The organism is Pseudobutyrivibrio sp. C4 (assembly GCF_900111635.1).
Classification (GTDB): Bacteria; Bacillota; Clostridia; order Lachnospirales; family Lachnospiraceae; genus Pseudobutyrivibrio; species Pseudobutyrivibrio ruminis.
Genome location: NZ_FOHF01000004.1, coordinates 121,497 through 148,429, shown reverse-complemented (window position 1 = coordinate 148,429; position 26,933 = coordinate 121,497). Strand labels below are relative to the sequence as shown.

Annotated in this window: 27 protein-coding genes; all 27 read left to right on the top strand. The window is 41.2% G+C overall.

The genetic code is table 11. From position 1 onward, the window contains the following. Position 1: 1 nt before the first annotated feature. Positions 2 to 757: a thiamine pyrophosphate-dependent enzyme gene (locus tag BMY66_RS08460; RefSeq protein WP_044936482.1), complete on the top strand. Its 756-nt coding sequence runs from the start codon at positions 2 to 4 to the stop codon at positions 755 to 757. Then, on the top strand, positions 757 to 1,320 hold the full coding sequence (locus BMY66_RS08455) for a 2-oxoacid:acceptor oxidoreductase family protein (RefSeq protein ID WP_033152747.1): 564 nt from the start codon (positions 757 to 759) through the stop codon (positions 1,318 to 1,320). The genes BMY66_RS08460 and BMY66_RS08455 overlap by 1 nt, the downstream gene beginning before the upstream one ends. 21 nt (positions 1,321 to 1,341) lie before the next feature. Beyond that, positions 1,342 to 2,253 carry a phosphate acyltransferase gene (locus tag BMY66_RS08450; RefSeq protein WP_074791449.1) on the top strand — a complete coding sequence of 304 codons (912 nt, stop codon included), beginning with the start codon at positions 1,342 to 1,344 and terminating at the stop codon, positions 2,251 to 2,253. Positions 2,254 to 2,263: 10 nt separating this feature from the next. Next, positions 2,264 to 3,331, top strand: coding sequence for a butyrate kinase (buk, locus tag BMY66_RS08445; protein WP_044936478.1), 1,068 nt, complete (start codon positions 2,264 to 2,266; stop codon positions 3,329 to 3,331). A gap of 26 nt (positions 3,332 to 3,357) precedes the next feature. Then, entirely contained in the window at positions 3,358 to 4,572 is a 1,215-nt protein-coding gene (locus BMY66_RS08440; RefSeq protein ID WP_090394841.1) for an MFS transporter, read from the top strand. Positions 4,573 to 4,574: 2 nt separating this feature from the next. After that, a complete protein-coding gene (locus tag BMY66_RS08435; protein WP_090394840.1) occupies positions 4,575 to 5,006 on the top strand; it encodes a hypothetical protein in 432 nt (143 codons plus the stop codon). A 67-nt stretch (positions 5,007 to 5,073) separates the two neighbouring features. Beyond that, on the top strand, positions 5,074 to 6,018 hold the full coding sequence (locus BMY66_RS08430) for a flavodoxin family protein (protein ID WP_044936475.1): 945 nt from the start codon (positions 5,074 to 5,076) through the stop codon (positions 6,016 to 6,018). A 24-nt stretch (positions 6,019 to 6,042) separates the two neighbouring features. Further along, positions 6,043 to 6,519 carry a hypothetical protein gene (locus BMY66_RS08425; protein ID WP_044936473.1) on the top strand — a complete coding sequence of 159 codons (477 nt, stop codon included), beginning with the start codon at positions 6,043 to 6,045 and terminating at the stop codon, positions 6,517 to 6,519. 142 nt (positions 6,520 to 6,661) lie between these two features. Beyond that, positions 6,662 to 9,691, top strand: a complete 3,030-nt coding sequence (locus BMY66_RS08420) for an EAL domain-containing protein (RefSeq protein WP_090394839.1) — start codon at positions 6,662 to 6,664, stop codon at positions 9,689 to 9,691. 205 nt (positions 9,692 to 9,896) lie between these two features. Continuing rightward, complete coding sequence (locus BMY66_RS08415) at positions 9,897 to 10,649, top strand: DeoR/GlpR family DNA-binding transcription regulator (protein ID WP_074791441.1); 753 nt, start codon at positions 9,897 to 9,899, stop codon at positions 10,647 to 10,649. A 16-nt stretch (positions 10,650 to 10,665) separates the two neighbouring features. Next, the gene (gene pfkB, locus BMY66_RS08410; protein ID WP_033152758.1) at positions 10,666 to 11,571 is read left to right on the top strand and encodes a 1-phosphofructokinase; all 906 of its coding nucleotides are present in this window, start codon (positions 10,666 to 10,668) and stop codon (positions 11,569 to 11,571) included. Positions 11,572 to 11,635: 64 nt separating this feature from the next. Further along, the gene (locus BMY66_RS08405; RefSeq protein WP_090394838.1) at positions 11,636 to 13,552 is read left to right on the top strand and encodes a PTS fructose transporter subunit IIABC; all 1,917 of its coding nucleotides are present in this window, start codon (positions 11,636 to 11,638) and stop codon (positions 13,550 to 13,552) included. A 166-nt stretch (positions 13,553 to 13,718) separates the two neighbouring features. After that, the gene (locus BMY66_RS08400; protein ID WP_044936468.1) at positions 13,719 to 13,982 is read left to right on the top strand and encodes an HPr family phosphocarrier protein; all 264 of its coding nucleotides are present in this window, start codon (positions 13,719 to 13,721) and stop codon (positions 13,980 to 13,982) included. A 15-nt stretch (positions 13,983 to 13,997) separates the two neighbouring features. After that, entirely contained in the window at positions 13,998 to 15,701 is a 1,704-nt protein-coding gene (ptsP, locus tag BMY66_RS08395; RefSeq protein WP_090394837.1) for a phosphoenolpyruvate--protein phosphotransferase, read from the top strand. A 114-nt stretch (positions 15,702 to 15,815) separates the two neighbouring features. Then, positions 15,816 to 16,040, top strand: a complete 225-nt coding sequence (locus tag BMY66_RS08390) for a Lar family restriction alleviation protein (RefSeq protein ID WP_074791433.1) — start codon at positions 15,816 to 15,818, stop codon at positions 16,038 to 16,040. A gap of 21 nt (positions 16,041 to 16,061) precedes the next feature. Continuing rightward, positions 16,062 to 17,564 (top strand): nicotinate phosphoribosyltransferase, encoded by a 1,503-nt coding sequence (locus BMY66_RS08385; RefSeq protein WP_090394901.1) that lies wholly within the window; start codon positions 16,062 to 16,064, stop codon positions 17,562 to 17,564. 3 nt (positions 17,565 to 17,567) lie between these two features. Then, entirely contained in the window at positions 17,568 to 18,257 is a 690-nt protein-coding gene (locus tag BMY66_RS08380) for a class I SAM-dependent methyltransferase (RefSeq protein WP_090394836.1), read from the top strand. Positions 18,258 to 18,343: 86 nt separating this feature from the next. Beyond that, positions 18,344 to 19,759, top strand: coding sequence for a methyl-accepting chemotaxis protein (locus BMY66_RS08375; protein ID WP_090394835.1), 1,416 nt, complete (start codon positions 18,344 to 18,346; stop codon positions 19,757 to 19,759). Between the two features lie 117 nt (positions 19,760 to 19,876). Beyond that, positions 19,877 to 20,137, top strand: coding sequence for a DUF1292 domain-containing protein (locus BMY66_RS08370; protein ID WP_044936461.1), 261 nt, complete (start codon positions 19,877 to 19,879; stop codon positions 20,135 to 20,137). An 83-nt stretch (positions 20,138 to 20,220) separates the two neighbouring features. Beyond that, on the top strand, positions 20,221 to 20,880 hold the full coding sequence (larB, locus tag BMY66_RS08365; protein WP_090394834.1) for a nickel pincer cofactor biosynthesis protein LarB: 660 nt from the start codon (positions 20,221 to 20,223) through the stop codon (positions 20,878 to 20,880). 34 nt (positions 20,881 to 20,914) lie between these two features. Then, on the top strand, positions 20,915 to 21,658 hold the full coding sequence (locus tag BMY66_RS08360; RefSeq protein ID WP_090394833.1) for an alpha/beta hydrolase: 744 nt from the start codon (positions 20,915 to 20,917) through the stop codon (positions 21,656 to 21,658). 11 nt (positions 21,659 to 21,669) lie between these two features. Continuing rightward, entirely contained in the window at positions 21,670 to 23,037 is a 1,368-nt protein-coding gene (locus tag BMY66_RS08355; RefSeq protein WP_090394832.1) for a hypothetical protein, read from the top strand. Next, entirely contained in the window at positions 23,034 to 23,696 is a 663-nt protein-coding gene (locus BMY66_RS08350; protein ID WP_090394831.1) for a ribulose-phosphate 3-epimerase, read from the top strand. Before BMY66_RS08355 ends, BMY66_RS08350 begins: the two co-directional genes overlap by 4 nt. Positions 23,697 to 23,704: 8 nt before the next feature. Continuing rightward, the gene (locus BMY66_RS08345) at positions 23,705 to 24,406 is read left to right on the top strand and encodes an IspD/TarI family cytidylyltransferase (protein WP_090394830.1); all 702 of its coding nucleotides are present in this window, start codon (positions 23,705 to 23,707) and stop codon (positions 24,404 to 24,406) included. Further along, positions 24,403 to 25,464 carry a galactitol-1-phosphate 5-dehydrogenase gene (locus BMY66_RS08340; protein ID WP_090394829.1) on the top strand — a complete coding sequence of 354 codons (1,062 nt, stop codon included), beginning with the start codon at positions 24,403 to 24,405 and terminating at the stop codon, positions 25,462 to 25,464. The genes BMY66_RS08345 and BMY66_RS08340 overlap by 4 nt, the downstream gene beginning before the upstream one ends. 38 nt (positions 25,465 to 25,502) lie before the next feature. Further along, positions 25,503 to 25,940, top strand: a complete 438-nt coding sequence (locus BMY66_RS08335) for a DUF4869 domain-containing protein (RefSeq protein ID WP_090394828.1) — start codon at positions 25,503 to 25,505, stop codon at positions 25,938 to 25,940. 9 nt (positions 25,941 to 25,949) lie between these two features. Continuing rightward, on the top strand, positions 25,950 to 26,924 hold the full coding sequence (locus tag BMY66_RS08330) for a hypothetical protein (RefSeq protein ID WP_090394827.1): 975 nt from the start codon (positions 25,950 to 25,952) through the stop codon (positions 26,922 to 26,924). The last annotated feature ends 9 nt before the right edge of the window (positions 26,925 to 26,933 follow it).

Genomic DNA, 26,933 nt, shown 5'->3' with positions numbered 1-26,933 from the left:
CATGGCAGAATTATTATATAGCAGAACAAAAACAATTCAGGAGGACAAGGTTTCAGGATTTTGTCCAGGATGTATGCATTCTTCAGTTATGAAGTTAATCGGAGAAGTTATCGATGAGCTCGGTATCGTTGATAAGACAGCAGCTGTTCTTGGTATTGGTTGCTGTGGTCTTCAGATGGACTACATGGCATACGACAACATCACAGCTCCACACGGTAGAGCATGTGCTGTTGCAACAGGTATGAAGAGAGCAAATCCAGATACTATTTACTATACATATCAGGGTGATGGTGACCTTGCATCAATCGGTCTTGCAGAGACAATGTCTGCAGCAAACCGTGGCGAGAACTTCACAGTTATCTTCGTTAACAACGGAATTTATGGTATGACAGGTGGTCAGCTTGCTCCTACTACACTTTTCGGAATGAAGGCATCAACTGCTCCTAAGGGACGTATCGCTGAAGAGCATGGTTATCCAATGCACGTTTGTGAGACACTTAACCAGCTTACAGCTCCTTACTATCTTGAGAGAACAAGCTGCAACACTCCAGCAAATGTATTAAAGACAAAGAAGGCCATTAAGAAGGCATTCCAGTATCAGATGGAAGGCAAGGGCTTCTCACTTGTTGAAATCGTTACAAGCTGCCCAACAAACTGGGGACTTGATTCACTTAAGGCACTTGATTTCCTTGAGGAGAACATGCTTAAGGAATACCCACTTGGTGTCATCAGAGACAAAGGAATGGAGGAGAAATAATGGAAACAAATTTATGTGTAGCCGGATTCGGCGGACAGGGCGTTATGACCCTCGGAAAATTCCTTGCTTCTGCAACATGTGATTCTACAGATAAGAATGTAACATTCTTCCCTTCATACGGCGCAGAGCAGCGTGGTGGTACAGCAAACTGCTACGTAGTTATTTCAGATGAAATGATCGGTGCACCACTTGGTGACACAATGGACGATCTTATCGTTATGAATGGTCCTTCATTAAACAAGTTCATCGGAACTCTTAAGCCGGGCGGACGCCTTTTCATCAACAGCTCAATCGTAAAGGACAAGATTGAAAGAACAGATGTTGAAATCGTAGAGGCACCTGTAACAGAGCTTGCTCTTGAGATGGGTAATGCAAAGGTTCTTAACGTAATCATGCTTGGTGTTTACGTAGGTTATACAGAGGTTATCGCTCCAGAAATCGTTTGGGGCACAGTAGAGCACAAGCTTTCAAGCAAGCCAAAGCTTTTACCTCTCAACAAGGCAGCATTTGATAAAGGTCTTGAAATTGGACGTGAGTTCAAGGTTAAGAACGGAAAGAACTAATTATATTGAAAGGCAAAGCATATGGTATTTCATAATTTTGATGAGCTTATCGCAAAGGTAAAGGGCAACCCTTCAAGAAAGATTATGGCAGTTGCATGTGCAAACGATGATCACACACTTGAGGCAGTTGTTCACGCTAGACGCGAAGGCATTGTTGAGCCAATTCTTGTTGGCGAGAAGGCAATCATTACAGAAATCTTAGCAGAGCTTAAGGAAGAGATTCCTGAGGAGAATATCATCGATGTTCCTGCTGATGATTTACAGAAGGCCTGCGAAACAGCTGTAAAGCTTGTTAGCTCAGGCAAGGCAGATTTCCTTATGAAGGGTAAGGTTGATACAAAAATTATCCTTAAGGAAGTTGTTAATAAGGAATACGGACTTGGACAGGGAAGACTTATGTCTCACTTCACAATGTTTGAAGTTCCAACTTATCACAAAGTAATTCTTCCAGTTGATGGCGGTATGGTTACATATCCAGACCTTCAGCAGAAGAAAGAGATTATCCAGAACACAGTGGACACACTTGTAGCTATGGGATATGACTGCCCAAAGGTTGGTGTTCTTGCATGTGTTGAGAAGGTTAATCCAAAGATGCCAGAGTCTGTTGATGCAGCAGAGCTCCAGGCAATGAATGAAAGAGGCGAGATTACAAATTGTATCGTAGAAGGACCTATCCAGTACGACTGCGTTATGAGAAAAGACCTTGCTGATTTCAAGGGACTTGAGTCTAGAATCGCTGGCGACCCAGATGTACTTGTTGCTCCAAACATTCATGCTGGAAACATCATGGGAAAGATGTATGCAATAAGCTGTGGTGCAAAGATGGCCGGATTTATCGTAGGTGCAAAGTGCCCAATCGTTATGGTTTCAAGAGGTTCATCGGCTGAGGAGAAATATCTTTCAATAGTTGTTTCTGCAGCAGCTGTTAAATAAGGAGAAAAACATGGCAAATGAAAAAATTCTTGTCATCAATCCAGGTTCTACTTCAACAAAAATTGCTGTTTATCAAGCTGATGAACAGCAGTGGGTTGAAAGTATTGCTCACTCGATGGATGACTTAAAGAACTACCCAACAATCTATGATCAGCTTGATATGAGAAAAGAACTAATCATGGCATGCCTTGCAAAGCATGGCGATAAGCTTGATTCTCTTGGAGCAATCGTAGGTCGTGGTGGAGCACTTCCTCCAGTAAAGACTGGTGCCTATGAAGTAAATGAGAAGATGGTTGATACATTACGTTTCCACCCAGTTGATCAGCATGCTTCAAATCTTGGCGCAGGTATTGCATATAGCCTTGCACAGGAAATCGGCGTAAAGGCTTACATCTACGATGCTATCACAGTTGACGAGATGACAGAGGTAAACAAAATCACAGGACTTAAGGGCGTCAGAGTTCCAGCCAAGGGACACAACTTAAATACAAGAGCAGCAGCCCTCAAGCTTTGTGCAGATAAGGGGATTGATTATAACAAGGTAAACATCATCGTAGCTCACCTTGGTGGAGGTATCACAGTAAACCTTCATTCTAATGGTCAGATTGTTGATTTCTTCAACGATGAAATCGGAACATTTGCACCAGAGCGTGCCGGCGGACTTCCTACATACGCACTTGTAGATTTGTGCTACAGCGGCGAGTACACAAAGGAAGAGATGATGAAGAAGCTCCAGCGTAAGGGTGGTATCGCTTCTTACCTTGGAACAGCAGACATGCGCGAAGTTGAGCAGATGGTTGTTGACGGAAACGAAGAGGCAGCTCTTCTTTTCGAAGCAATGGCCCTCAATACAGCAAAGACAATTGCACGTATCGCTCCATCAGTTGACGGAAAGGTTGACTACATCGTACTTACAGGCGGTCTTGCTTATTCAGATATGTTCGTAGACTCAATCAAAAAGCACGTTGGTTTCGTTGGACCTATCGAAGTAATTCCAGGTGAAAACGAAATGAAGGCTCTTGCTGAAGGCACTCTTCGTGTTATGAGAGGCCAGGAAAAGGCAAGAATTTACGAATAATCTTATTGGAAATTTGGAGTTTATAAATGAATAAAACAAATAGATGGATTTATGCAATCGCAGGAGTAATTGTGCTTCTGTTTGCAGGACTAATCTACGCATGGAGTGTACTTTCAAGTCCAATCGCTGCAGAGTTTACATCTTGGAGTAAGGGAGCTCTTTCCCTTACCTTCACACTTGCAATGAGCTTCTTTTGTATAGGAGGTCTTGTTGCAGGACTTGTGGCAGACAAGGTAAAGACAAGATACATCTTCATTGCATCTGCAGTGCTTTTCTTAATCGGATTTGAGTTAGTCGGCATGATTTCTTCTATTGGAATGCTTTATTTAGGTTTTGGAGTGTTAGCTGGCCTTGGTGCAGGTTTTTCTTATAACGCTGTAATGGGAAGTGTTACAAAATGGTTCCCAGACAAAAAGGGACTTATCTCTGGAATCCTTCTTATGGGATTTGGAATAGGTGCTTTCATTATAGGAAAAGTCTACGCAGCTCTTTTAAGCTCTTTCGGATGGAGAGCTGAGTTTAAGGCTCTTGGAATTATCGTATTTGCGGTAATTTTTATAGGCGCATTTATCGTTAGAAAACCTACTGCTGAAGAGCAGAAAGTATATGCAGTAGAGGATAAAGAAACTAAGAAGAACACTTCAGAGGATTTCACCACAATAGAAATGGTGTCGAAGGTAAGCTTCTGGCTTTACTTCGTATATGCGATATTGCTTAGTGCAGCAGCATTAGCTTTAATCGCGCAGGCAAGTGGAATTGTTACAGAGACAGCCCCTGCACTTGCAGCAGGCTCTATCGCAACAATTGTAGGACTTATTTCCGTATTCAACGGAATAGGACGAGTTATCTTTGGTGGCTTGTATGACAAGCTGGGACAGAAGAAAACAATGCTTTTAAACTGCGGACTTTTCTTGGTTTCAGTTCTTATCAACATCGTAGCAATCAACTCAGTTAGTTTGCCACTTGTTGTAATTGGATTTATATTCTTCGGTCTTTCATACGGAGGTGTAACACCTACAAACTCTGCATACATAATGGATTTTTACGGTGTTAAGAATTATCCAGTTAACTTTTCGATTATAAATTTGAATTTGCTATTGGCATCATTCGGAGGGACTCTTGCAGGTATGATTTATGACATGCAAGGCACATATCTTAGCATTTTCATGATTATGATTGGTGCAGTAGTTCTTGCAACAATCTGTACTTTATTAATTAAAAGACCTGCGAAAGGAAAATAAAAATGGATGATAAAATTCGCTTTTTCAGATGGAATGTAATCATCAATGTATGTATGGCGCTTTCTATCAATACTACAGCAACCATACTAGCAGGCGGAGATTCTTTGGCCGGATGGGTAAGAGGATGCTGCTGTGCTTTTACAATCAACACAGTTGCAGCAGTTATTCTTCCGATGGGGATGATTGGAAGCTGGTTTGCAGAAAAAGTTTGCAACCAGAAACTTGGTACCTTCCTTGAAATGTTGGCAAGGAATTTCATCGTAAATGCAATATACGTGACCATAGTAAGCTTCTGTATGGCCATTATTAATGTTGGAGTTGGGGATTCGCTTATAGCAGTTTGGTTTTCAACCTATCCTATTCTTCATATTGTAGGCCTTATTACAAGTCTTGTTATAGAGAAGCCAGTAACTAAATTAGCGTATGGCAAATAACTAGATAAAAATGTTCAGCGGAACAATTTTATAAAAGGAACTAATAACTATTTAGGAGGTTTATGGTATGAAAATTTTAGGACTTTCATGCGGAACAAGAAACGGCAACAACGATACAATGTGCCGTGTTGCTCTTGAAGCAGCAAAAGAAATGGGGGCAGAAATCGAGTTTATCCACGTATTTGATTGGGACATCAAGTACTGTACAGGCTGTGTTGCTTGCTCTAGAAGTTTAGTAATGGGTAAGGGCATGGTTTGCTCTCAGAAGGACGATTTTGCAAAGCTTTTCGATAAGATGGCTGAGGCAGATGGCGTTCTTGTAGTTGACCCTATTTATGAGTCAGGTGGATCTGGATTATTCCACGTATTATGTGACCGTATGGGCCCTGGACATGACATCGGAATGATGTACATGCTTGATGGAAAGCTCAAGGAGCAAGGTAAGGAAGGTCTTGATCCTAAGTACTTAAAGAAGAAGGCAATTTCTTTCGTAGGTATCGGTGGATCTGACTGGGCATGCCGTGTTGAGACAGATCACGCTATGCTTGCTATGAGCCCAGCTTGGACTGTAGTAAACAATGAGTTCTTCTCATGGTCAAAGGATGTAATCATGCAGGATGAGAAGGTTGAGCGTATGAGACAGATCGGACGCAACCTTGTTGAAGCTGCAAAGGATGTTGACAATGCTAAGTGGATGGGCGAGCCAGGTGCATGTCCTCACTGCAATGGTAACAACTTCTACATCTTCCCAGGCACAACTCACTGTGTATGTGAGCTTTGCGGTCTTGAGGGAACACTTGAGGTTGTAGACGGTGCATTCAAGTTCAAGTTTGCTCCAGAAGATGAGCACAAGGCTCATGACACAATCTCAGGAAAGAAGCTTCACGGCGATGATATCTTTGAGAACGAGGGACGTCTTATGAACCTCTTCAAGGATCCTGAGTTTAAGGCTCGTAAAGAGCACTTCACATCAGTATGTGAGCCAACTCCTTCACCATCGAAGGCAGTCTAATTGAATTATTGGGAGGGTAACAAAATGGGAAAACCAAGTTTAAAGTTCTTTATTGTATTTAACTTAGTAATGAATATTCCATTGGCAACAGCTATGTCAATTGGTGGAATGATTTTTTCAGGAAATGCTGCAAATTTAGCTACTCCAGCACTTCCAATTAATATACTGCTAGGATTCATATTAGCGTGTATCGTAAATGCGCTATTCCCTATTCCACTTATTGCAATGAAGTTCCCTGGATTATTTAAAGTAGATCCTGAGAGCGTTCCAGGAAGATTCCTAGGAAATGTTCCAGTTGTACTTATCTTTGTTGCAATCATTGGACTTGCAATGAATTTTGTAAATGTACAGCTCTTTGCAGGAGCTCCAGCGCCAGCATTCTTGTTTGCGTTTATCGGAACTTTCATTCCTATGTATGTACTTTGCTACATCATTGCTATGATTTTTATTCCAATCGCTCAGGGAGCAGCTGCTAAGGCAGATGGAAAAGCAATTGCATAAATAAACTTGTTAGCCATCATGAGGGCCATCTTTCTTGATTTTATCAGGAAAGGTGGCCCTTATTTTATAATACATGGAATGTATAAAATTTATTCACAAATGAGTGATAGAATGTATTATCGGAGAAGAAAAGGGCTAAGTAATGGGGAAGAGTGAGTTTTTAAAGGACAATCGAGACGAATTGACAGGCCTTCTGGATAAACACGCTTTTATAGAGTGGGGGCAGGAGCTTATCAACACAAGAGACAAACAAGTGGAATACGGGTTTGTCTTCTTTGATATGGAAAATTTTAAGCTCTACAACGCAAACTACGGTTACGAAAAAGGTGATGAGCTTTTAATTAGTATAGGTAATATTTTAAAAGATATTTTCAAAAATCAGCTTGTAGCCAGATTCTCTGGGGACCATTTTGTAGTTTGTACAAATAGTATACAGATAGTGCCTTCAATAGTTGAAACAAGAAAACGTGTAAAGGCACTACAAAGAAAAATAAATATTGAGCTAAAAGCTGGTGTTTACATATTAGAAGATGACAACATAGATGTTTCAAGATGCGTGGACCGAGCAAGAATGGCTTGCGTTAGCATAAAGAAAAAATATGATATCGATTATAGATTCTATGATGATGAGCTAGGCGGAACGGTACATAGAAAGCAAAAGATAATTGATTCCCTGGATGAGGCATTGGAAAAGGGATATATTAAAGTCTACTATCAGCCAATTGTTAGAAGCCTAACGGGAAATATTTGTGGTTGGGAAGCTTTGGTTCGTTGGATTACTCCGAAGGGAGTTTATTATCCTGATGAATTTATACCTGTTTTGGAAGAATACAGAATGATTCACAGGATTGATTGTTATGTAATTGAGCAGGTTGTAAAAACTTTTTCAGAAATGAAAAAAGCAGGTATAAAAGCAGCTGTTCCGGTTTCAGTCAATCTTTCAAGAATAGATTTTGAAACCCTGGATATTTTGACTTATGTGGATAGTTTGATTGAAAAATATGACACAGAAAAAGAAATAATCAGACTTGAAGTGACTGAAAGTGTCATGATAGATAATCCTAGATTCATTCAGGAACAAATATCCAGATTAAGAACAAATGGCTATATTGTCTGGATGGATGACTTTGGAAGTGGATATTCATCCTTGAATTTGCTGAAGGATTTTCAGTTTGATTTGGCAAAAATTGATATGGAATTCCTCCAGAATTTTGATACATCTGATAATGGAAAGATTGTATTAAAGCACGCGGTTTCTATGCTTAAAAATGTGGGTATTCATACATTGACAGAGGGCGTAGAAACAAAAGAGCAATATGATTTCTTGAAGCGTTTAGGCTGCGAGTTGTTGCAGGGATACTATATCGGAAGGCCTTTGCCACTTGAAGAGAGCATGGAGGAAATGGAGAGGTCTGGCCATAATTACGAGAATCTTGATTACAGAAAATTCCTGGACATGGTTGGAAAGACGGACTTTCTTCGCCAGAATCCATTGGAAGGTACTCCGAACAATGTTACAGAAAATGACCTCCCTCTTGCCATGGGATTAGTGCGCAATAATAGATGGCGTTTTGCATATGCAAATGAGGGATACGAAAAAGCTATAAAGATTCATGGCGATGAGGATATGCAGGTAGCTCAGGACATGATAAATAACGATAATGGACGGACTTGGGTACAAAGAGATGATTTTTGGAAAATGTGTTTACGAGCAAAGGAATCTGGTGAGGCAGAGAGCATAGAGTTCGTGGAAAATGGCCAGATTGTTAATATGAGAGCCCGTCACATTGCATATGATATTGATACTGATACAGATGCATATTTAGTTTCAATCAGAGCATTGGCAAGTTATCTGAATGAAAGTTACGAACAAAAAACAAAGATGGTAAGCAATTATATTTTCTCATTTTATGAGTGCATTGATGTATTTGGATTAGATGGGATTTATTATGAGAATGTTTATCTTTCTAGTGGAAGCGTGCATGTGCGTAACATGAATTTAAAAGCAAATGAAATGATAAAGGAGTTGGGAGAAAAAAGAGTATTAGAAGAGGATAGAGAATACTTCTATAAGCTTATGGACTTGAAGACTGCAAAAGCAAGACTTCTATATGAACCGGGTGGAGTCAAAATCGGATTGTTTAGAATTCTGGATTCAAGTGGTGATTATGTGTGGAAATCTGTCACCACAAGAATTGTTGATATATATGGTAGGGAGGCACTTTTGAGCTGTGTATCAGAGGCTACTACTGCAATGTCTCATTATATGAGTGACTTTATCAATCATAAAAAGATAGATGAAATTGAAGTAAATCCTGAAATGGTGAAGGATTATACATATGCAAATATCCTGGACCAGGTGCCGGTAGGTGTCTTCTGGAAGGATAAAGACCGTAGATTCTTAGGAGCAAATAAGATGTTCCTGGATTACTATGGCCTAAAATCAGTGGATAGCATCAAGGGCAAAAACGATGAAGATATGGGATGGCATATTAATCCAGAACCATTTAAGCAGGATGAACTTTCTGTAATAAATGAAGGAAAGGCTATTAGAAATGTCCATGGTGAGTGCATCGTTAGAGGAGAGCTTAGAAATATTGCTGCCAGCAAACAACCATTAGTAATCAATGGAGAAACAGCAGGATTACTGGGCTTCTTTATGGACATTACTGATAATGAAAAAGAAAAGGCTAATTTGGAAATCCTCTCTACCACAGATGAATTAACAGGTGTGCTTAACAGAAGAGCATTCGAAGTAATTATTGATAAATATATAGAGCAATACAATATGGATAAAACTGATTTTGCTCTGATGATTTTCGATGTGGACAAGTTTAAGCATGTAAATGATCATTATGGTCACGGATTTGGCGATTTAGTTCTTAAGGCTGTAAGCAAATGCGTAAAGGAAGTAACCTATAACAACAGTCTCGCTTTTAGAATAGGCGGAGACGAGTTTGCAATTTTGCACCAGTTCCAGTGTAAGGAAGAGATTGAAAGCATCACGCAGGAATTTAATAGTAAGATTTCTAGGATTAAACGAATAGACAATGAGCCTATAAAGATAAAGGTCTCAGTTGGAGTGTCTGCCTATACAGAGTCTATGGATAAGGACCGCATGTACGAATTATCAGATAAACGCATGTATGAGGACAAGTTGTCGGAGAAATAAACATATATAGGAAGGCATTATCACAGTGTCTTCCTTTTTCTGTTAGTAAAATAGTTACAAAATATACCACCTTGAAATGGTAATAGTGACAGAATTTGATTACATGTGCTCATTTGTGAGCGTTTATGATTGCAATGCCCGAAATATGGTGTTATATTTTCCTTAGAACAATCAAATTCAATCGAATTTGTTCAAGGGGTGGAAAATGCTAACAGAAGAACGAAGGGCAAAAATAATTGAAATAGTCAATGAAAAAAAGGCGGTTTCAGTAAATGAGTTGGTAGATTTGCTTGATACATCAGCAGCTACCATACGAAGAGACATCAATGCACTCAATCGTTCTAAGCAACTGGTGAAGGTATTTGGAGGTGCTACTGCAATCTCTACTTTGGATGTAAACACCAAAGAAGACGCAGTAAAAGCAAAGGCTAGCAAAAATGTAGCTGAAAAAGATTGCATCAGCAAATATGCAGCAGGGCTTATACAGGACAATGATTTTGTGTACATCGATGCAGGAACTACAACACTGACCATGATTGATTACATAGATAATCGCAAGGCAAAGTACATTACAAACGGTGTAGTTCATGCAAAGAAGCTTATGGACAAAGGCCTAGAAACCATAATGATTGGTGGAAGGCTCAAAGCACCAACAGAAGCGGTGGTTGGTCCAGATTGTGTCGAGTTTATTCGTAAATATCATTTCACAAAAGCCTTCATGGGAACCAATGGCATTTCAATTCATGCAGGGTTTACCACACCAGATGTGGACGAGGCCATGATTAAGACAGAAGCAATCAGACATGCTTATATGTCATACGTTTTGGCGGACCACACCAAATTTGACCAGATTAATTCGGTCACATTTGCGCAGATTGGTGATTGCTGCATCATCACAGATAAGCTACAGGCTAGAGATTATATTAATCACACAGTAGTAAAAGTATGTGCAGAATAAACTAGGAGGAAACGCAATGATTTATACTGTTACATTCAATCCAGCATTGGATTATGTTGTGCGTATGGATGGAGATTTACTTCCAGGCATGACAAACCGTTCTTCAAGTGAGGAATACTATTTCGGAGGTAAGGGAATCAACGTATCAATGGTTCTCTCAGAGCTTGGATTAAAGAGTACAGCATTAGGATTTATCGCAGGTTTCACAGGTCATGCAATTGACGCAGGTGTTAAGGCTGCAGGAATCGACACAGATTTCATCGAATTAAAAGAAGGTATTTCACGAATCAATGTAAAGCTTAAGGCAACAGAGGAAACAGAGATTAACGCTCAGGGACCAAAGATTGACGAAGCTGCACAGATGGAACTTTTCAATAAGCTTTCAAAGCTGGTAGAGGGCGACGTACTTATTCTTGCTGGATCAATTCCAAATTCTTTACCAGATGATGTATATGAAAGAATTCTCTCTGCTTTAGATGGCAAGGGAATTGAGTTTGTAGTTGATGCTACTAAGGATCTTCTTACAAACGTATTAAAGTATCATCCATTCTTAATCAAGCCAAACAACTTTGAGCTTGGCGAAATCGTAGGCAAAGAGCTTAAGACAGACGACGAGATTTACGAGGGAGCATTAAAGCTTCAGGAAATGGGCGCTAGAAACGTTCTTATCTCAATGGCTGGCGACGGCGCAATGCTTGTTGATGAAAATGGAAACAGATATCGCATCGGCGTACCTAAGGGAAAGGTTCGCAACTCAGTAGGAGCTGGTGATTCAATGGTTGCTGGTTTCGTTGCAGGTTACATGAAGACAAAGGACTACGATGTAGCGTTAAAGATGGGAACAGCTGCAGGTTCTGCAACAGCATTCTCTGATGGTCTTGCACAGGCTGCAGATATCGATGCACTTTATAAAACATTGTAATTAGCTGCTTACTCGGAGAAGGCAGTTAATATATATTAATTTTTAAACACATGTAGGAGGGAATATGAAAATTTCAGAGTTTATCGATCCTAGAGGGATCAAGCTTCAAGAGGCGATAGCTTCTCAGGACGAAGCAATCGACAAGCTTATTGCTCTTCATAACGAAGTAGGCAACTTAAGCGATGTAGCAGGATTTAAAGAGGCAATCCTTGCACGTGAGGCAAAGGGCACAACAGCTATTGGAAATGGTATTGCAGTACCACACGGAAAGTCAGCAGCAGTTAAGAAGGCTGGTCTTGTTGCAATCACATGCCCAGCAGGTGTTGATTACAAGGCTCTTGATGGTAAGCCAAGTAATTTATTATTCATGATCGCAGCTCCAGAGGGTGGCGCTGATACACATCTTGAGGTCCTTTCAAAGCTTATGCAGATGCTTATGGACCCTGCATTCTGCAAGACTCTTGTTGAGTCAAAGTCAGTTGATGAGTTCCTTGCACACATCGATGCAAAGGAAGCTGAGAAGGACGCAGCAAACGCAAACAAGACAGATCTTTCAAAGGCTGCTTCAGGCACAAAGAAGATCGTTGCAGTTACAGCATGCCCAACAGGTATTGCACATACATTTATGGCAGCTGAGTCTCTTGAGCAGAAGGCTAAAGAGCTTGGTATTGCATTTAGAGTAGAAAAAGATGGTTCTGGCGGAGCTAAGGATCCTCTTACAGCAAAGGAAATTGAAGAAGCAGATGCAGTTATCATCGCTGCAGATAAGAACGTAGATATGAGCGTATTCGATGGTAAGAAGGTTGTACTTGCATCTACAAAGGATGCTATCCACACACCAGAGAAGCTTTTCGACAAGGCTGAGACAGCTTCTGTTTATCATCACACAGGTGCAGTTTCTAAGAGATCTGACGATAGCAACGAGTCAATCGGACGTCAGCTTTACAAGCACCTTATGAATGGTGTATCACACATGCTTCCATTCGTTATCGGTGGTGGTATCCTTATCGCTATCGCATTCTTACTTGATGATTACTCAATTGATCCAAGCAACTTTGGTATGAACACTCCAGTAGCAGCTTGGTTCAAGACAGTTGGTGGTGCAGCATTTGGATTCATGCTTCCAATTCTTGCTGGTTTCATCGCTCAGTCAATCGCAGACAGACCAGGTCTTGCAGTTGGTTTCGTTGGTGGTGCTCTTGCAGCTTCTGGTGCTACATTTGCAGCTCCAGGTGGAAACATTCCATCAGCATTCCTTGGCGCTTTAGTAGCAGGTTTTGCAGCTGGTTACTTCATGAAGTGGCTCGAGAAGCTTTGCGACAAGCTTCCACAGTCTCTTGAAGGTATCAAGCCAGTTCTTATTTACCCACTTTGCGGTATTACAGTAATCGGTGTTATCATGTGCGCTGTTAACCCAATCGTTGGTGCACTTAACGCTTGGATTTCTGGTGTTCTTTCAAGCATGGGAACAACATCACTTGTACCACTTGGAATTATCCTTGGTGCTATGATGGCAACAGATATGGGTGGCCCACTTAACAAGGCAGCATACGTATTCGGTACAGCAGCTCTTGCAGAGCAGAACGAAGTAGGCTGGATGATCATGGCAGCAGTTATGGTTGGTGGTATGGTTCCTCCAATCGCTATCGCTCTTGCAACACTTATCTTCCCTAAGAAGTTTACAGTTGCTGAGAGAAAGGCTGGCCCAGTTAACTTCATCATGGGCTTCTGCTTCATCACAGAGGGTGCTATCCCTTACGCAGCAGCAGATCCACTTCACGTAATCCCATCTCTTATGGTTGGTTCTGGTGTAGCTGGTGCACTTTCAATGGTATTTAGATGTACTCTTATGGCTCCACACGGTGGAATCTTCGTATTCCCTGTAGTTGGTCACTGGGCACTTTACCTTGTAGCACTTGCAGTTGGTTCAATCGTAAGCTGTGTACTTCTTGGCTTATTGAAAAAAACTGTAGAAGAATAGTTCAGAATCTGTTAATATATTGAACGATAAAAAACCATTCTGGGGGACTAGGCTCCCCCGGAATGGATTTTATGTTTTTGTACTTTATAGACTTCCCGTTTATTCTATAAAGTATAGACACATAAAATAGATAATTGTATTTTGCGAAACGAAAGGAGTTTTATTTATGGTTTCACAGAAGGTAAAGGTAACTAACGAACAGGGTATGCACATGCGCCCAGCTACAGTATTCAGCGCAGCAGTTACACCATTCGATTCAGATGTTAAGATTGTATTCAACGGTAACTCATACGACGGAAAGAGCGTTATGATGCTTATGGCTGCATGCATTAAGTGTGGTGCTGAAATCGAGATCCAGTGTGATGGTTCTGATGAGGAAGCTGCACTTGCAAAGGCAGTAGAGTTAGTAGAGAGCGGTCTCGGAGACTAATACAGGAGGATACTTATGTACAAAGGCATTGAAGCGTCTAGAGGTATTGGTATCGGAAGCATTTGTCTTATTGTTGAGCACGATTTAAGCTTTGAATCTAAGCACATCGATGATACTGAGGCAGAGAAGGCTAGATTCAATAACGCAATCGAAGCATTCAAGACAGAGACATCAGCTATGGCTGAAAACATCAGAAAGAACATCGGTCCTAAGGAAGCAGAAATCATGGAAGGTCACCTTGCAATGATCGCTGATCCTACAATGGCTGGCGAGATGACAAAGATGATCGAAGCTGGTCAGTGCGCAGAAGCTGCAGTTACAGCTGTTTGCGATATGTTCATTGGCATGTTCTCAAAGATGGAAGATGATATGATGCGTCAGCGTGCATCAGATATTTCTGATATCAAGATCAGCTTACTCAAGCTTTTACTTGGCATTGAGGATGTTGATATTAGTAAGGTAGCACCAGGTACAGTACTTGTTGCTCATGATCTTACACCTTCTATGTGTTCTCAGATTGTTAAGGAGAACGTTGTAGGTATCATTACAGAAGTTGGTGGTAAGACATCTCACTCTGCAATTCTTGCTAGAGCACTTGAGATCCCAGCTGTACTTTCAGTTCCTAACATCACAGAAATCGTTAAGGACAAGGATACAGCAATCGTAGATGGTACTGAGGGTGATGTTTACATCAACCCAGACGGAGAAGTTATTTCTCAGTACGTAATTAAGCGTGAAGAGTTCGTTAAGGCTCAGGCAGAGCTTAAGAAGTTCATTGGACAGAAGACAGTTACAGCTGATGGAACAGAGCTTGAATTATTCTGCAACATCGGTACTCCAAAGGATGCTAGAAAAGCTGTTGAATGCGACGGCGAAGGCATCGGTCTTTTCCGTTCAGAGTTCTTATTTATGGATAGACCACACCTTCCTACAGAGGAAGAGCAGTTCGAGGCTTACAAAGAAGCTGTAGAAATCATGGGTGGCCGCACAGTTATCATTCGTACACTTGATATCGGTGGTGACAAGGATATTCCATATCTCGGACTTGAAAAAGAGGAAAACCCATTCCTCGGATATAGAGCAGTTAGATATTGCTTAGCAAATTCTGATATGTACAAGATTCAGCTTAGAGGTATCCTCAGAGCTAGTGCATTCGGAAATGTTAAGATCATGGTTCCACTTGTTACTTGTGTAGACGAGGTTCGTGCCGTTAAGGCTCTCGTTGAGGAGTGCAAGAATGAGCTTAGAGCAGAAGGCGTTAAGTTCGATGAGAACATCGAGGTTGGTTGCATGGTAGAGACAGCAGCTGCTTCACTTATCGCTGACATCCTTGCAAAGGAAGCTGATTTCTTCTCAATTGGAACAAACGATTTAACACAGTACACAATGAGTGTTGATAGAGGAAATGCAGAAGTTGCATATCTTTACTCAGCATTCCAGCCAGCTGTACTTCGTTCTATCAAGAACATTATCGAGGCAGGTAACGCTGCTGGTATCACTGTTGGTATGTGTGGCGAGGCCGCTGCAGATCCACTTATGATTCCACTCCTTATCTCATTCGGATTAAAGGAATACAGTGTTAACCCTGTACTTGTGCTTACAGCACGTTCAATTATTTCTAAGTGGTCAAAGGCAGAGGCTGACGCTCTTGCAGAGAAGGTTCTTGCCCTCACTACAGAAAAGGAAATCGTTGAATTGCTCAAAGCATCAGCTAAATAAATATAGATATTCATAGTCTATGTAGCTATCTTGTAAGGTTTAGTGCTTACAAGATAGCTTTTTTAGTGTAATTAAACTATAATGATTTAGAAATACGGTTTTAAGGAGATACACATGAGCGATTTTACTGAGAACATTGACATACATGATTGCCCAATCTGCGGAGGAGCAGGTTTGATTGAGGCAGAGGATCACGGATACTATGTGGCATGCCTTGATTGCGGAAGCTACACAGGTACTGTTGGCTTCAAGACAGAAGAAGGCAGACAGGAAGCTGCCGAGAAAGCAGCAATGCTTTGGAATACTGGCAAAGTAATTAACAGTGCACCAGGAGAGTAAACTGGGAGAAAGAAGGAAATGATGAAGCAGACACAGGATAAAGCTCGTAATCTTACCATGATGATGGATGAGTACGAACTTACTATGGCAAATGCGTACTTTAACGACCCTACTATTGATAACAATACTAGGGTTAGCTTTGATGTGTTTTATAGAATGAATCCAGATGGAGGCGGTTTTGCAATTTTTGCAGGACTTCAGCAGGTTAAGGACTATCTTCTTAACATGCACTTCACTGATGAGGATATTGAGTACCTTAGAAGTGTGGGACACTTCACTGAGAACTTCCTTGAGTATCTTAAGGATTTCAAGTTTACAGGTGATGTGGATGCATTCCCTGAGGGAACTATCATGTACCCTAATGAGCCAATCATCACAGTTACTGCACCTATCATTGAGGCGCAGCTTGTGGAGACAGAGATTTTGGCTCAGGTTAACCATCAGTCTTTGATTGCAACAAAGGCTAGTCGTATTGTTCGTGCAGCAGCAGGCCGTGCAGTTTCAGATTTTGGTGCAAGACGTGCTCATAACAATGACGCTGCAATCTACGGTGCTAGAGCAGCATATATCGGTGGTGCCAGCGGTACAGCAACAGTATCTGCAGGCCAGTACTTCGATATTCCAATCGGCGGAACTATGGCCCACAGCTATGTAATGTACTTTACATCAGATGACAACGATTACCGTACTTCTGAGCTTGCAGCTTTCAGAAGTTTTGCAAAGAGCTATCCTAACAACTGCATCCTTTTGGTAGATACATATAATGTTTTGAAATCTGGTGTGCCAAACGCTATCAAGGTATTCCAGGAGATGAAGGATGCTGGAATAGAATCAAAGAGCTTTGGTATCAGAATCGATTCTGGTGACTTGGCATACCTTACAAAGAAAGCTAGAAAGATGCTTGATGATGCCGGCTTTACAGATGCCAAAATCATCGTCAGCAATTCTTTGGATGAGTACACCATAACATCTATCCTCCAGCAGGGGGGACAGGTAAATTCATTTGGTGTAGGTGAGCGACTTATCACTGCAAAGTCTGAGCCTGTATTTGGCGCAGTTTACAAGCTTTGTGCCGTTACAGATTCAAAGACTGGTCAGGTGATTCCAAAGATAAAGATTTCTGAAACAGTTGAGAAGATTACAAATCCTGGTTTGAAGGATGTATATAGAATCAAGGACGAGCACGGCAGAGCAGTTGCAGATTTGCTTGCTATCAAGGGTGAGGATGTTGATATGTCCGTGGAAGGCGGCTACAAGTTCGTTGACCCAGAGCAGCCATGGAAGAGTACACATATCTTTGAAAACTGCACAGCAGAGTTGTTGCAGCAGCCTCTTATCCGCGGCGGAAAGCAGGTAGTTGAGGATGAGGATATGCAGACAATCCGCAATCGTGTTAAGACTCAGTTGGAGACAAGTGTATGGCCTGAGGAGCAGCGTTTCGAGAATCCTCACAAGCACTACCTTGATATGACTCCAAACTACTACAACATGAAGATGGATCTTCTTCGCAAAGAGGACAAATAGTTCATGACAAATGAAGAATTATTAAGATTTAATGCAAAGCTTGCCACAGTTAATCTGAGCCTTCAGCAAAATGCTGAGGGGCTCACTTTGACTGACGGTGAGCTTTCTATAATGGTTGATTTTAGGGAAATGCTTCCAAGATTAAAGCAGAGCAATCTTCAGCGAGAGATGCTTGTGAAGGCCGCCAGGATAAAGGGGCAGCCAATGCCACAGACTCTTATCGATGCAACTGCAGGATTTGGAGAGGATTCCCTTATTTTAGCGGCAGCAGGTTTTCAGGTGCAGCTTTATGAATTTGATGAAGTTATAGCTGTCCTTTTGAAGGATGGTATGGAACGAGCATTGGAAATTCCAGAGCTTAAGGATGCGGTAGGGCGCATGAAGCTGGTGTGTGGAGACAGCACAGAGGGCATGAGAAAACTGGATTTCAAGCCAGATATCGTGCTACTTGATCCTATGTTTCCAGCTAGACAAAAGAGCGCTTTGATAAAGAAAAAATTCCAACTGATTCAGCGATTAGAAAGCCCATGCTCTACAGAAGAACAGCTGCTTGATGCAGCAGTGGCTGCAGATCCAAAAAGAATCGTTATTAAGCGTCCTTTAAAGGGACCATACTTGGCGGACAGAAAGCCAAGTTATAGTTTGGAGGGCAAAGCGATTCGCTATGATTGCTTTGTTTTTGCGAGAAATTAAATAGTTTTTTCACAGAATTCTCTTATTTATATACTAAGATACTCGTATAGTACCTTAGTGACATTGTGAATTTGAGAGGATTCAGAATGAAAAATAGTAAGCGTTCATCTATCAGAAGAAAGATAACAAGACATGTGATTGCAGCGTTGGTAATTACTATTACAGTTATGACAGTTATCAACCTGGTTTATTTGTCTAGAAGAATAATAGAACAGCAGGAGACTAAGCTTGAATTGGCTACTCAGATGAGTGCTAATGAGGTTCAAAGCTGGTTGAATGATATGGCCACAGTAACCGAGGATATGGCAACCAGCCTTACGGCAATCGGAGATTTAAATGAGGCTACAGTAAGGGCGGTTGTAGATAGAGTGGCTCTTAATCATCCTGAGTTTTTCTATGTATACTTCTCTGACTATCATGGAAACATGACAATGGCTAGGGGAATCGATTTTAAATCAACTGGTGTGGATCCAAGAAGGAGAGGCTGGTATCAAAAAGCTGCAAAATACGGTCACACAGTTGTGATTGACCCATATGCAAGTGCAACCAGGCCAGATGTAATGATGGTTACGGTGGCAACGCCAGTATATTGGGGAACCACAATGGTTGGCGTAGTGGCAGTGGATGCAGATATAGAAAGCATTCAGGAGTTCATGAATACAATCGATTTCGAGGCTGGTTCATATGGATTCCTGCTTGATAGCCAGGATAATATCATCGTTCATCCAAATTCTCAGTACAACCCAACATCAGAAGCTATAGTTTCTGCAGTGGAAGTAATGCCAGAGCTTGAGGAAGTGCTTGATTCCAAGGATGAATTTATAACAGCTCCAGATTACACTGGAACAGAGATGGTATATTCGGTAACAAAGCTCCACGATAGTGGATGGACTGTAGCTGTGGCATATCCAAGAAAGGGATTTTTGTCACACGTTGATAGAGGCATAAGAATCAGTTTGTTCGTGGCGTTAGTATGTGCGCTACTTGCAGTTGGAGATATTACATACACAGTTAGAAAAGTGCTAAAGCCTTTGGATAAGATTAATCCAGCAATGGACAGAATTATGGAAGGCGATTTTTCTACACCTATTGATTTTGCAACAGCCGATGACGAGATTGGTGATTTGCAGAACAAGCTGGCTATGACTTTGGCCGAGCTTTCAGATATTATCCATATTCAGCAGCATGTTCTGTCCGAGATGGAGCAGGGAAATTTGGCTGTGGCAGATATGGATGAATTCCCAGGTGAGATGAATGATATCAGTATGTCGGTTAATTCTATCAAAGCTAGGTTTAACGATATGATTTCCGATATTCAGTTTTCTGCTATCAATTTGCAGAGCTTTGCAATGGGAATAAATGAGACAGACGATATAGAGGAAATAAAAGCAATATTTGAAGAATTGTCAGCAGAAGCAAATGCGTTGATGGAAAAGACATCTAGGTTCACGACTATGCCAACAACATATGAAGTTTCGGATGAGGATGATAACTGGGGATAGTTTTCACCGGATATTCGCTTTTAATTCATAAATTTTGCTAAACTTATACACAAATCTATTGTACAATATTTCCTATAGTCGGGGAGAGATATGAATCCTAAAAGGAGGTTCCCAACGATGGATAATGAATTCAAAGAGTACATCACATTTGTGGTTAATACAAAAGATGGCGATGAAGTTGAGATGGCTGTAATAGACCAGTTCGAGTTTGAGAACAAAGGCTATGTTGCAGCAGCTTTGGTGGATGGAGATACAGTCAGTGACGAGGGCTGCTTCATCTACAGAGTAAAGGTTGGAGAGGAAGATTTCAAAGTAGAAAAGATTACCAACCAGATTGACTATAAGAGAATCGCAGAAGCTTATATGGAAATGATGTAAACGATAATGTAGGGGTAGCAATGCTACCCCGTTTTATTTTTGTTGCATTTCCATTATAATAATGGTATCTAGGAGGATTCTGAATGGAATTTGCAAACTTGGATTTTGATCGAAAGAATCGGACAGGATTCCCAGAAGTGATTTTTTGCCAGGGCAAAATGGACGATTTTCTGGTAGATATCTATCAAAAGATGTACGAAAGAGATGGCTGCGTGTTTGGTACCAGAGCAACGGAGCATCAATACGAAATCGTAAAGGCGGTATTGCCAACAGCCACTTATGATAAAGTGAGCAGGATTCTCAAGGCAAAAAAGCCTGATTTTAAAGAGCAGGAGCTTATCGGAAATGTGGCAGTGCTTACAGCTGGCACAGCAGATATTCCTGTAGCTGAGGAAGCAGCACAAACAATCGAGTATTTTGGAAGTAAGGCAACTAGGGTTTTCGATGTGGGAGTAAGCGGAATACATAGATTGCTTGAAAACGTAGATGTGTTGAACGAAGCCAACTGCGTGGTGGCAGTGGCAGGAATGGAAGGCGCACTGGCGTCAGTGGTAGGCGGATTGGTTAAGGTTCCGGTTATTGCTGTGCCAACAAGCGTAGGCTATGGGGCCAACATGGGTGGTATATCAGCACTTCTTACCATGATTAATTCCTGTGCTAACGGAATTTCGGTGGTAAACATCGACAATGGTTACGGAGCAGGTTATATCGCAACCCAGATTAACAGACTGGCAGTGCATTGAGGGGCATTCTAGAAAAGGGTTAATAAGGGGATAAATGAAAAGTAATAAGGGTAAAAAGTTAAGAATCACAGGGATTATTGTCCTTGTATTAATCATTGCAATTGTGGCTAAGTTTTTTAGCTATGTGAACAATTATTATCAGGCTACAGACCGTGCTATGGAGTATATCAACAATCCAGCAGAGGGAGTAACTGTGGAGTATGTTGATAATACAATCGTATTTGAGCCAGAAAATCCAGTGGCCGGGTTTATTTTCTATCCAGGTGGCTTGGTGGAATCTGAGGCATATGCGCCTTTGATGGAGCAGCTTGCAGAGCAGGATATCATGTGCATCATCGTAGAAATGCCACATTACCTGGCTATGTTTGATGCAAATGGAGCTAGAGGTATCCAGGCAAAGTATCCTGAAATTGACGACTGGTACTTGGGCGGCCACAGCTTAGGCGGCGCCATGGCATCACTCTATGCTGACAGACATCAGAGCGAGTACGAAGGATTGATTCTACTTGCCGCATATTCTACCAAGGATTTGACTGATGAACCAGCTATGAACGTTTTATCAATCCGTGGTTCAGAAGACGGCGTTTTAAATATGGAGAAGTATAATGAATACTTAGCAAATCTGCCTGCAGATTACCAAGAGGTGATTATCGAGGGCGGCTGCCATGGATATTTTGGGGACTATGGCATGCAGTCTGGGGACGGCGAGCCTACAATCACTGTGGAGGAGCAGACAGAGGCTACAGTTGAGGCGATTGGGGAGTTTGTAGAAAAATAGGAGACTAATTGATGCGACAGTCTAAGGCTAAACAAATCACTAATTACATTGCATTATTTAGGAAGATTGTAGAGGGAATCTACACAAGTTTATCCGCAAAAAATGTGGATATTGAAGGGGCATGTTCATATCTGGAAATGTGCCAACAGCGCGCCATTGATTTCGGCACTTTTATCGAGGGTGAAGAGGGGGAAGGTCATCCTACTGTAAAAATGCTGGAAGAATTTTGCGAAGTTCTATATGAAATTCACGAGGAGATTCAGTCTGAAAGGGGCTTATCGGCAGACTCTGCCAAGGCCCGCCTTGATACCATGGTTAATAGAATTGAAGAAAGTGCAAACAAGGATATCATCCTTACTACAGTGAAGCTGTTTTTGCCATATAAGGCAAGCATGTGGGATTCCCTTGAAAGTGTTTGGATGAAGGCAAACGAGGATCCAAACTGTACGGCTATCGTAATTCCGATACCATATTTCGACAAGAACCCAGATGGTTCGGTAAAACAAATGCACTACGAAGGAAATGATTATCCTGATAATGTGCCAGTGGTATCATTTGAAAACTTTGATTTTATGGGTGTTCATCCGGATGAGGTGTATATTCATAATCCATACGATGATTGGAATTATGTAACATCGGTACATCCATATTTCTACACGGATAACATCAAAAAGTTTACAGACAAGCTCATCTACATCCCATACTTCGTATTGGCGGAGCCGGACGTGGACAATCCAGATGTGCTTGAGAGCTTGAAGGGATACGTGCTGTCGAAGGGCGTGGTAAATGCAGATGAGGTCATTGTTCAGTCGGAACAGATGAGAGAGGCCTACATCAGAGTGCTTTCTGCACAGTTCGGTGAGGATACCAGACCTAGCTGGGAAGCCAAAATAAAAGGTACAGGCTCACCAAAGGTTGAAAGACTTCTTCGCCTGTCCAAAGAAGAGCAGGATATTCCAGAGGATTGGAAGAAGATTATCACTAAACCAGATGGTAGTAGAAAGAAAATTATTTTTTACAATACAAGCGTAGTTGCTATGCTCAATCAGAAGCAAAAGATGATTGATAAGATAAAGGATGCCTTGGAAGTGTTCAAGGAGTGCAAGGATGATGTAGCCCTTTTGTGGCGTCCACATCCACTTACTATGGCAACAATCGAAAGCATGGTTCCTGAAATCAGAGACCAGTATAAAAAGATAATCGAGGATTATCGTGCTGAAGGCTGGGGAATCTATGACGATACTCCAAATATGGATAGGGCAATTATCATTAGCGACGCTTATTACGGGGACCCAAGTAGTCTTGTGCAGTTGTATGAGAAATTAGAAAAACCAATCATGATCCAAAATGTGGATGTGCTTGAAAAGGAGAGCGTATGAGCTTTGAATTAAATGCATCAATGATGTGTGCCAACTATGGACATTTGTCCAGAGAAGTAAACGATTTGGAAAACGCAGGTATCGATTCATTCCATATCGATATTATGGATGGTCGTTATGTGCCAAACTTTGCCATGTCTTTGAATGATATGACATATATTTCCAGAGTTACTTTCAAGCCATTGGATGTTCATCTGATGGTGGAGCACCCTAGCAACACAATCGAATTGTTTATCAAGAATCTGAGAAAGGGCGACACCATCTACATCCATCCTGAGGCAGAGTATCATCCATCTACAACACTGCAGAAGATTATCGATGCGGGAATGATACCAGGAATTGCTATCAATCCAGGTACAAGTGTGGAGACAGTTATGGAGATGCTTCGCATTGTAGATAAAGTACTTGTAATGTCTGTAAATCCAGGAAATGCTGGCCAGATGTATCTGCCTTACGTTGGTCAGAAGGTTGAGCGTCTTCTGGAGTTGAAAGAGGAAATGGACTTCAAGCTTTACTGGGATGGCGCCTGTGCAAAGGACAAGATTATGAAGTACGCGCCAATGGGACTTGATGGATTCGTTCTTGGAACTACACTTTTGTTTGGACAGGGACGCCCATACGAAGAGATTATCAAAGATATTAGAAACATGAACTTGTAGGTAAGCGTATGAATATAGCGATTTTACTTTCAGGGGGAACCGGCAGCAGGCTTGGTTCGCAGAAGCCAAAGCAGTATCTGGATGTGGAAGGCAAGCCTATCATCATGTATTGCATGGAGACCCTTGAGAAAAGCGAATTAATCGATAAGATTCAAATCGTAGCTCATGATGAATGGGCCGATTTGATTAAATATTGGGCTGCGCAGTACGGTGTTGAGGATAAGATTTGTGGTTTCTCAAAGCCAGGGGAGAATAGGCAGTTGTCTATTTATAATGGGCTGAAGGATATCAGAAATTTTGCCAGCGACGATGACAATGTGTTTATCCACGATGCAGCCAGACCGAATCTTAGGTTATCAACAATCCAGGATTCATTTGAAGCTATAAGTGGATACGATGGAGTTATTCCGGTCCTTTCAATGAAAGATACAGTTTATTTGAGCAAGGACGGATTGGAAATCGATTCTCTTTTGAATCGACAGGAAATATTTGCAGGCCAGGCACCAGAGACTTTCGTGTATGGGAAATATTTGGAGGCCAATGAGAGGCTTGTAAATTCTGGTGAGATTATGAAAATCAACGGCTCCACAGAACCTGCAGTGATGGCTGGCATGAAAATGCACATGATTGTTGGTGACGAGGGCAATTTCAAAATCACTACAAGCGATGATTTAGAACGATTTACTGAACAGATAAAGGCGATGAAATGAAGGCATTAGTTTTAGAAGATGTTGGAAAAATCAAGATAGATGAAATATCAAAACCTTCCCCTAAGCAGGGGGAGGTTTTAGTGCATGTAAAGGCCTGCGGTATATGCGGCTCGGACATACCAAGAGCCTACAAGGACGGCGCCCATAACATGCCACTTGTGATAGGTCACGAGTTCGCAGGCGAGGTCTGTGAAGTAGGAGAAGGCGTGTCTGGTGACTGGGCTGGTAAGGCTGTTGGAATCTTTCCACTTATCCCATGCAAGAAATGTCCTTGCTGTGTGGAAAAGAAATATGAAATGTGCAAAAACTATTCTTATTTGGGCTCTCGTGTGGATGGCGGCTTCGCCGAGTATGTGGCGGTGCCAGAATGGAATCTGATGGAGCTTGGTAGCGGCATTGCCATGGAGCAGGCTGCAATGATGGAACCTATGGCTGTAGCAGTGCATGCCATTAGGCAGGGGCTGAGAGCCTGCGGTAAGGACTTGCAGGATTTGGGCCAGCTTCGCAAAGCTAAGGTGGCTGTAATAGGCCTTGGTACTATCGGCTTGCTAGTGACCATGTTTTTGAAGGACATGGGATTTGAAAATGTGTATACCATCGGAAAAAAAGAAATACAAAGGCAGAAAGCCTTTGAGTTTGGCGTGGACGAAGCTCACTATGTAAAAGAGATTTCAGATGTGGACCTTTTCTTCGAGTGCGTGGGCTCCACAGAAAGCCTCATCACCGGAATCAACGCAGCTGCACCTGGCGGCGTGGTCTGCACAGTGGGCAATCCATCCAGTGACATGAATATCGACCGCCACGCATACTGGCAAATCCTCCGCAACCAGCTTACCCTGGTGGGTACCTGGAACTCATCCTTCACCCACGACACCACCGACGACTGGCACTACGTGCTTGGCAGATTGCAGCAGGGCGCAGTGAAGCCAGAGAAGCTGATTACTCATAAGTTCGGGCTGGAGGAGATTCTGGAAGGCTTTGAGATTATGAGGGATAAGAAGGAAGAGTATGTGAAGGTGATGGGGGAGATTATAAAAGTTTCAGATTCTATGTTATAATCGTATTTACGATATAGCGTTGTATATGAGGAGAGATTATGCTTTCAATTTATTTTGGTGAAAAAGAAAATGTAATGCACGGTCCATCATGGTTTAAGTTTAATTACAATCCGGAATGGTTTAAAGATGAGTTAGTTCAGCAAATGATTGAAGATATTGATAAATCAAAGGTTGTAAGCAATCAATTGATACAAAGTGAAGTTCTTGGGCCTATCCCTCCTGAAAGATTGTCAGGTGGCGTTCAGACATTGATTAGTGCTTATGGTAGACCGGATTTAGTTTTTAATGCAACAAGCTGTGGTGAAAATTGCGCAAAATGGTTGCTGAAGATAGGAGAAGTAAAAGATATTACTGTAAATCTGAGATATTTTATGCCATTCAATGACATGGAACCTTTTAAAATTAAAATATTGAATAATGATACTATCGTCACGAATATGGATGAGTATACAGACGTAGCATTGGATTATATTTAAGGTGAACGTATGAAGGGAAAACATAAAGTAATAATAGAAGCTGAAAGACTTAAATATGAGTTTACAATAAAAAGAAATATCACAGTAATCCAAGGTAATAGTGCTACGGGCAAGACTACATTAATTGATTTGTTGCAGACCTATGGAAGATTCAGGGAAGAGTCAGGGATAAGAATAACCTCAGATGCTCCTTGTGTTGCTTTTACTGGTGATTCTAGTATATGGGATGTGCTAATAAAATCTTATGAAAATACAATAGTGTTTATCGATGAAGACTATTCGTTTGTTTTCACAGAAGAATTTGCCAGTGTAATTAAAAATACATCAAATTACTATGTTTTGATAACTAGACAGCCATTATATAATTTGCCATATAGTGTAAATGAGATATATGGAATAAGAACAACAGGGAAATATCATTTCCCTGAAAAAATATATAATGAGTTTTATCCAATTTATTCACCACTGAAAGTTGATAAAAAGAAATATGTTATTTTAGTTGAGGACGAAAAATCAGGTTTTCAATTTTTTTCTAAGATATTAAATGAAAATAAGTGCGTTAGCGCAGGTGGAAATTCTAATATAATTCCGAAATTAAAGGAATTATCAAGTGATAATCCAGTTATTGTTATAGCTGATGGCGCAGCTTTTGGTGCCTATGTTGCACAAGTGGTAGCTCATTCAAATATGAGTGGAAATGTAGGTATGTATTTTCCTGAGTCTTTTGAATGGCTGATTTTAAAGTCCGGTGTTATTGATATCAAAGGAATAGATGATATTTTAGAACGTACTGAAGAATATGTTGAAAGTAGCGATTTCTTTAGTTGGGAGCGATACTATACAAAACTATTAGAGGATGCTACTAAGGATGATTCTGTTAAAAGATATCAGAAAGCACATTTAGGTGAATATTATCTAGAGGGAAAGAATAAAGACAGTATACTACGAATTCTTCCGAAGGATGTTCTTAATGTATTGAAGTAGAGACAAAAA

Excerpts from the sequence above, each read along its gene's own strand:
- BMY66_RS08350 (WP_090394831.1), top strand. The coding sequence starts at position 23,034 with ATGAGCTTTGAATTAAATGCATCAATGATGTGTGCCAACTATGGACAT.
- pfkB (WP_033152758.1), top strand. The coding sequence starts at position 10,666 with ATGATTTATACTGTTACATTCAATCCAGCATTGGATTATGTTGTGCGT.
- buk (WP_044936478.1), top strand. The coding sequence starts at position 2,264 with ATGGCAAATGAAAAAATTCTTGTCATCAATCCAGGTTCTACTTCAACA.
- BMY66_RS08330 (WP_090394827.1), top strand. The coding sequence starts at position 25,950 with ATGAAGGGAAAACATAAAGTAATAATAGAAGCTGAAAGACTTAAATAT.
- BMY66_RS08440 (WP_090394841.1), top strand. The coding sequence starts at position 3,358 with ATGAATAAAACAAATAGATGGATTTATGCAATCGCAGGAGTAATTGTG.
- larB (WP_090394834.1), top strand. The coding sequence starts at position 20,221 with ATGGAATTTGCAAACTTGGATTTTGATCGAAAGAATCGGACAGGATTC.
- BMY66_RS08390 (WP_074791433.1), top strand. The coding sequence starts at position 15,816 with ATGAGCGATTTTACTGAGAACATTGACATACATGATTGCCCAATCTGC.
- BMY66_RS08370 (WP_044936461.1), top strand. The coding sequence starts at position 19,877 with ATGGATAATGAATTCAAAGAGTACATCACATTTGTGGTTAATACAAAA.
- BMY66_RS08425 (WP_044936473.1), top strand. The coding sequence starts at position 6,043 with ATGGGAAAACCAAGTTTAAAGTTCTTTATTGTATTTAACTTAGTAATG.
- BMY66_RS08435 (WP_090394840.1), top strand. The coding sequence starts at position 4,575 with ATGGATGATAAAATTCGCTTTTTCAGATGGAATGTAATCATCAATGTA.
- BMY66_RS08420 (WP_090394839.1), top strand. The coding sequence starts at position 6,662 with ATGGGGAAGAGTGAGTTTTTAAAGGACAATCGAGACGAATTGACAGGC.
- BMY66_RS08340 (WP_090394829.1), top strand. The coding sequence starts at position 24,403 with ATGAAGGCATTAGTTTTAGAAGATGTTGGAAAAATCAAGATAGATGAA.
- BMY66_RS08355 (WP_090394832.1), top strand. The coding sequence starts at position 21,670 with ATGCGACAGTCTAAGGCTAAACAAATCACTAATTACATTGCATTATTT.
- ptsP (WP_090394837.1), top strand. The coding sequence starts at position 13,998 with ATGTACAAAGGCATTGAAGCGTCTAGAGGTATTGGTATCGGAAGCATT.
- BMY66_RS08455 (WP_033152747.1), top strand. The coding sequence starts at position 757 with ATGGAAACAAATTTATGTGTAGCCGGATTCGGCGGACAGGGCGTTATG.
- BMY66_RS08415 (WP_074791441.1), top strand. The coding sequence starts at position 9,897 with ATGCTAACAGAAGAACGAAGGGCAAAAATAATTGAAATAGTCAATGAA.
- BMY66_RS08450 (WP_074791449.1), top strand. The coding sequence starts at position 1,342 with ATGGTATTTCATAATTTTGATGAGCTTATCGCAAAGGTAAAGGGCAAC.
- BMY66_RS08385 (WP_090394901.1), top strand. The coding sequence starts at position 16,062 with ATGAAGCAGACACAGGATAAAGCTCGTAATCTTACCATGATGATGGAT.
- BMY66_RS08405 (WP_090394838.1), top strand. The coding sequence starts at position 11,636 with ATGAAAATTTCAGAGTTTATCGATCCTAGAGGGATCAAGCTTCAAGAG.
- BMY66_RS08400 (WP_044936468.1), top strand. The coding sequence starts at position 13,719 with ATGGTTTCACAGAAGGTAAAGGTAACTAACGAACAGGGTATGCACATG.
- BMY66_RS08335 (WP_090394828.1), top strand. The coding sequence starts at position 25,503 with ATGCTTTCAATTTATTTTGGTGAAAAAGAAAATGTAATGCACGGTCCA.
- BMY66_RS08430 (WP_044936475.1), top strand. The coding sequence starts at position 5,074 with ATGAAAATTTTAGGACTTTCATGCGGAACAAGAAACGGCAACAACGAT.
- BMY66_RS08360 (WP_090394833.1), top strand. The coding sequence starts at position 20,915 with ATGAAAAGTAATAAGGGTAAAAAGTTAAGAATCACAGGGATTATTGTC.
- BMY66_RS08380 (WP_090394836.1), top strand. The coding sequence starts at position 17,568 with ATGACAAATGAAGAATTATTAAGATTTAATGCAAAGCTTGCCACAGTT.
- BMY66_RS08460 (WP_044936482.1), top strand. The coding sequence starts at position 2 with ATGGCAGAATTATTATATAGCAGAACAAAAACAATTCAGGAGGACAAG.
- BMY66_RS08345 (WP_090394830.1), top strand. The coding sequence starts at position 23,705 with ATGAATATAGCGATTTTACTTTCAGGGGGAACCGGCAGCAGGCTTGGT.
- BMY66_RS08375 (WP_090394835.1), top strand. The coding sequence starts at position 18,344 with ATGAAAAATAGTAAGCGTTCATCTATCAGAAGAAAGATAACAAGACAT.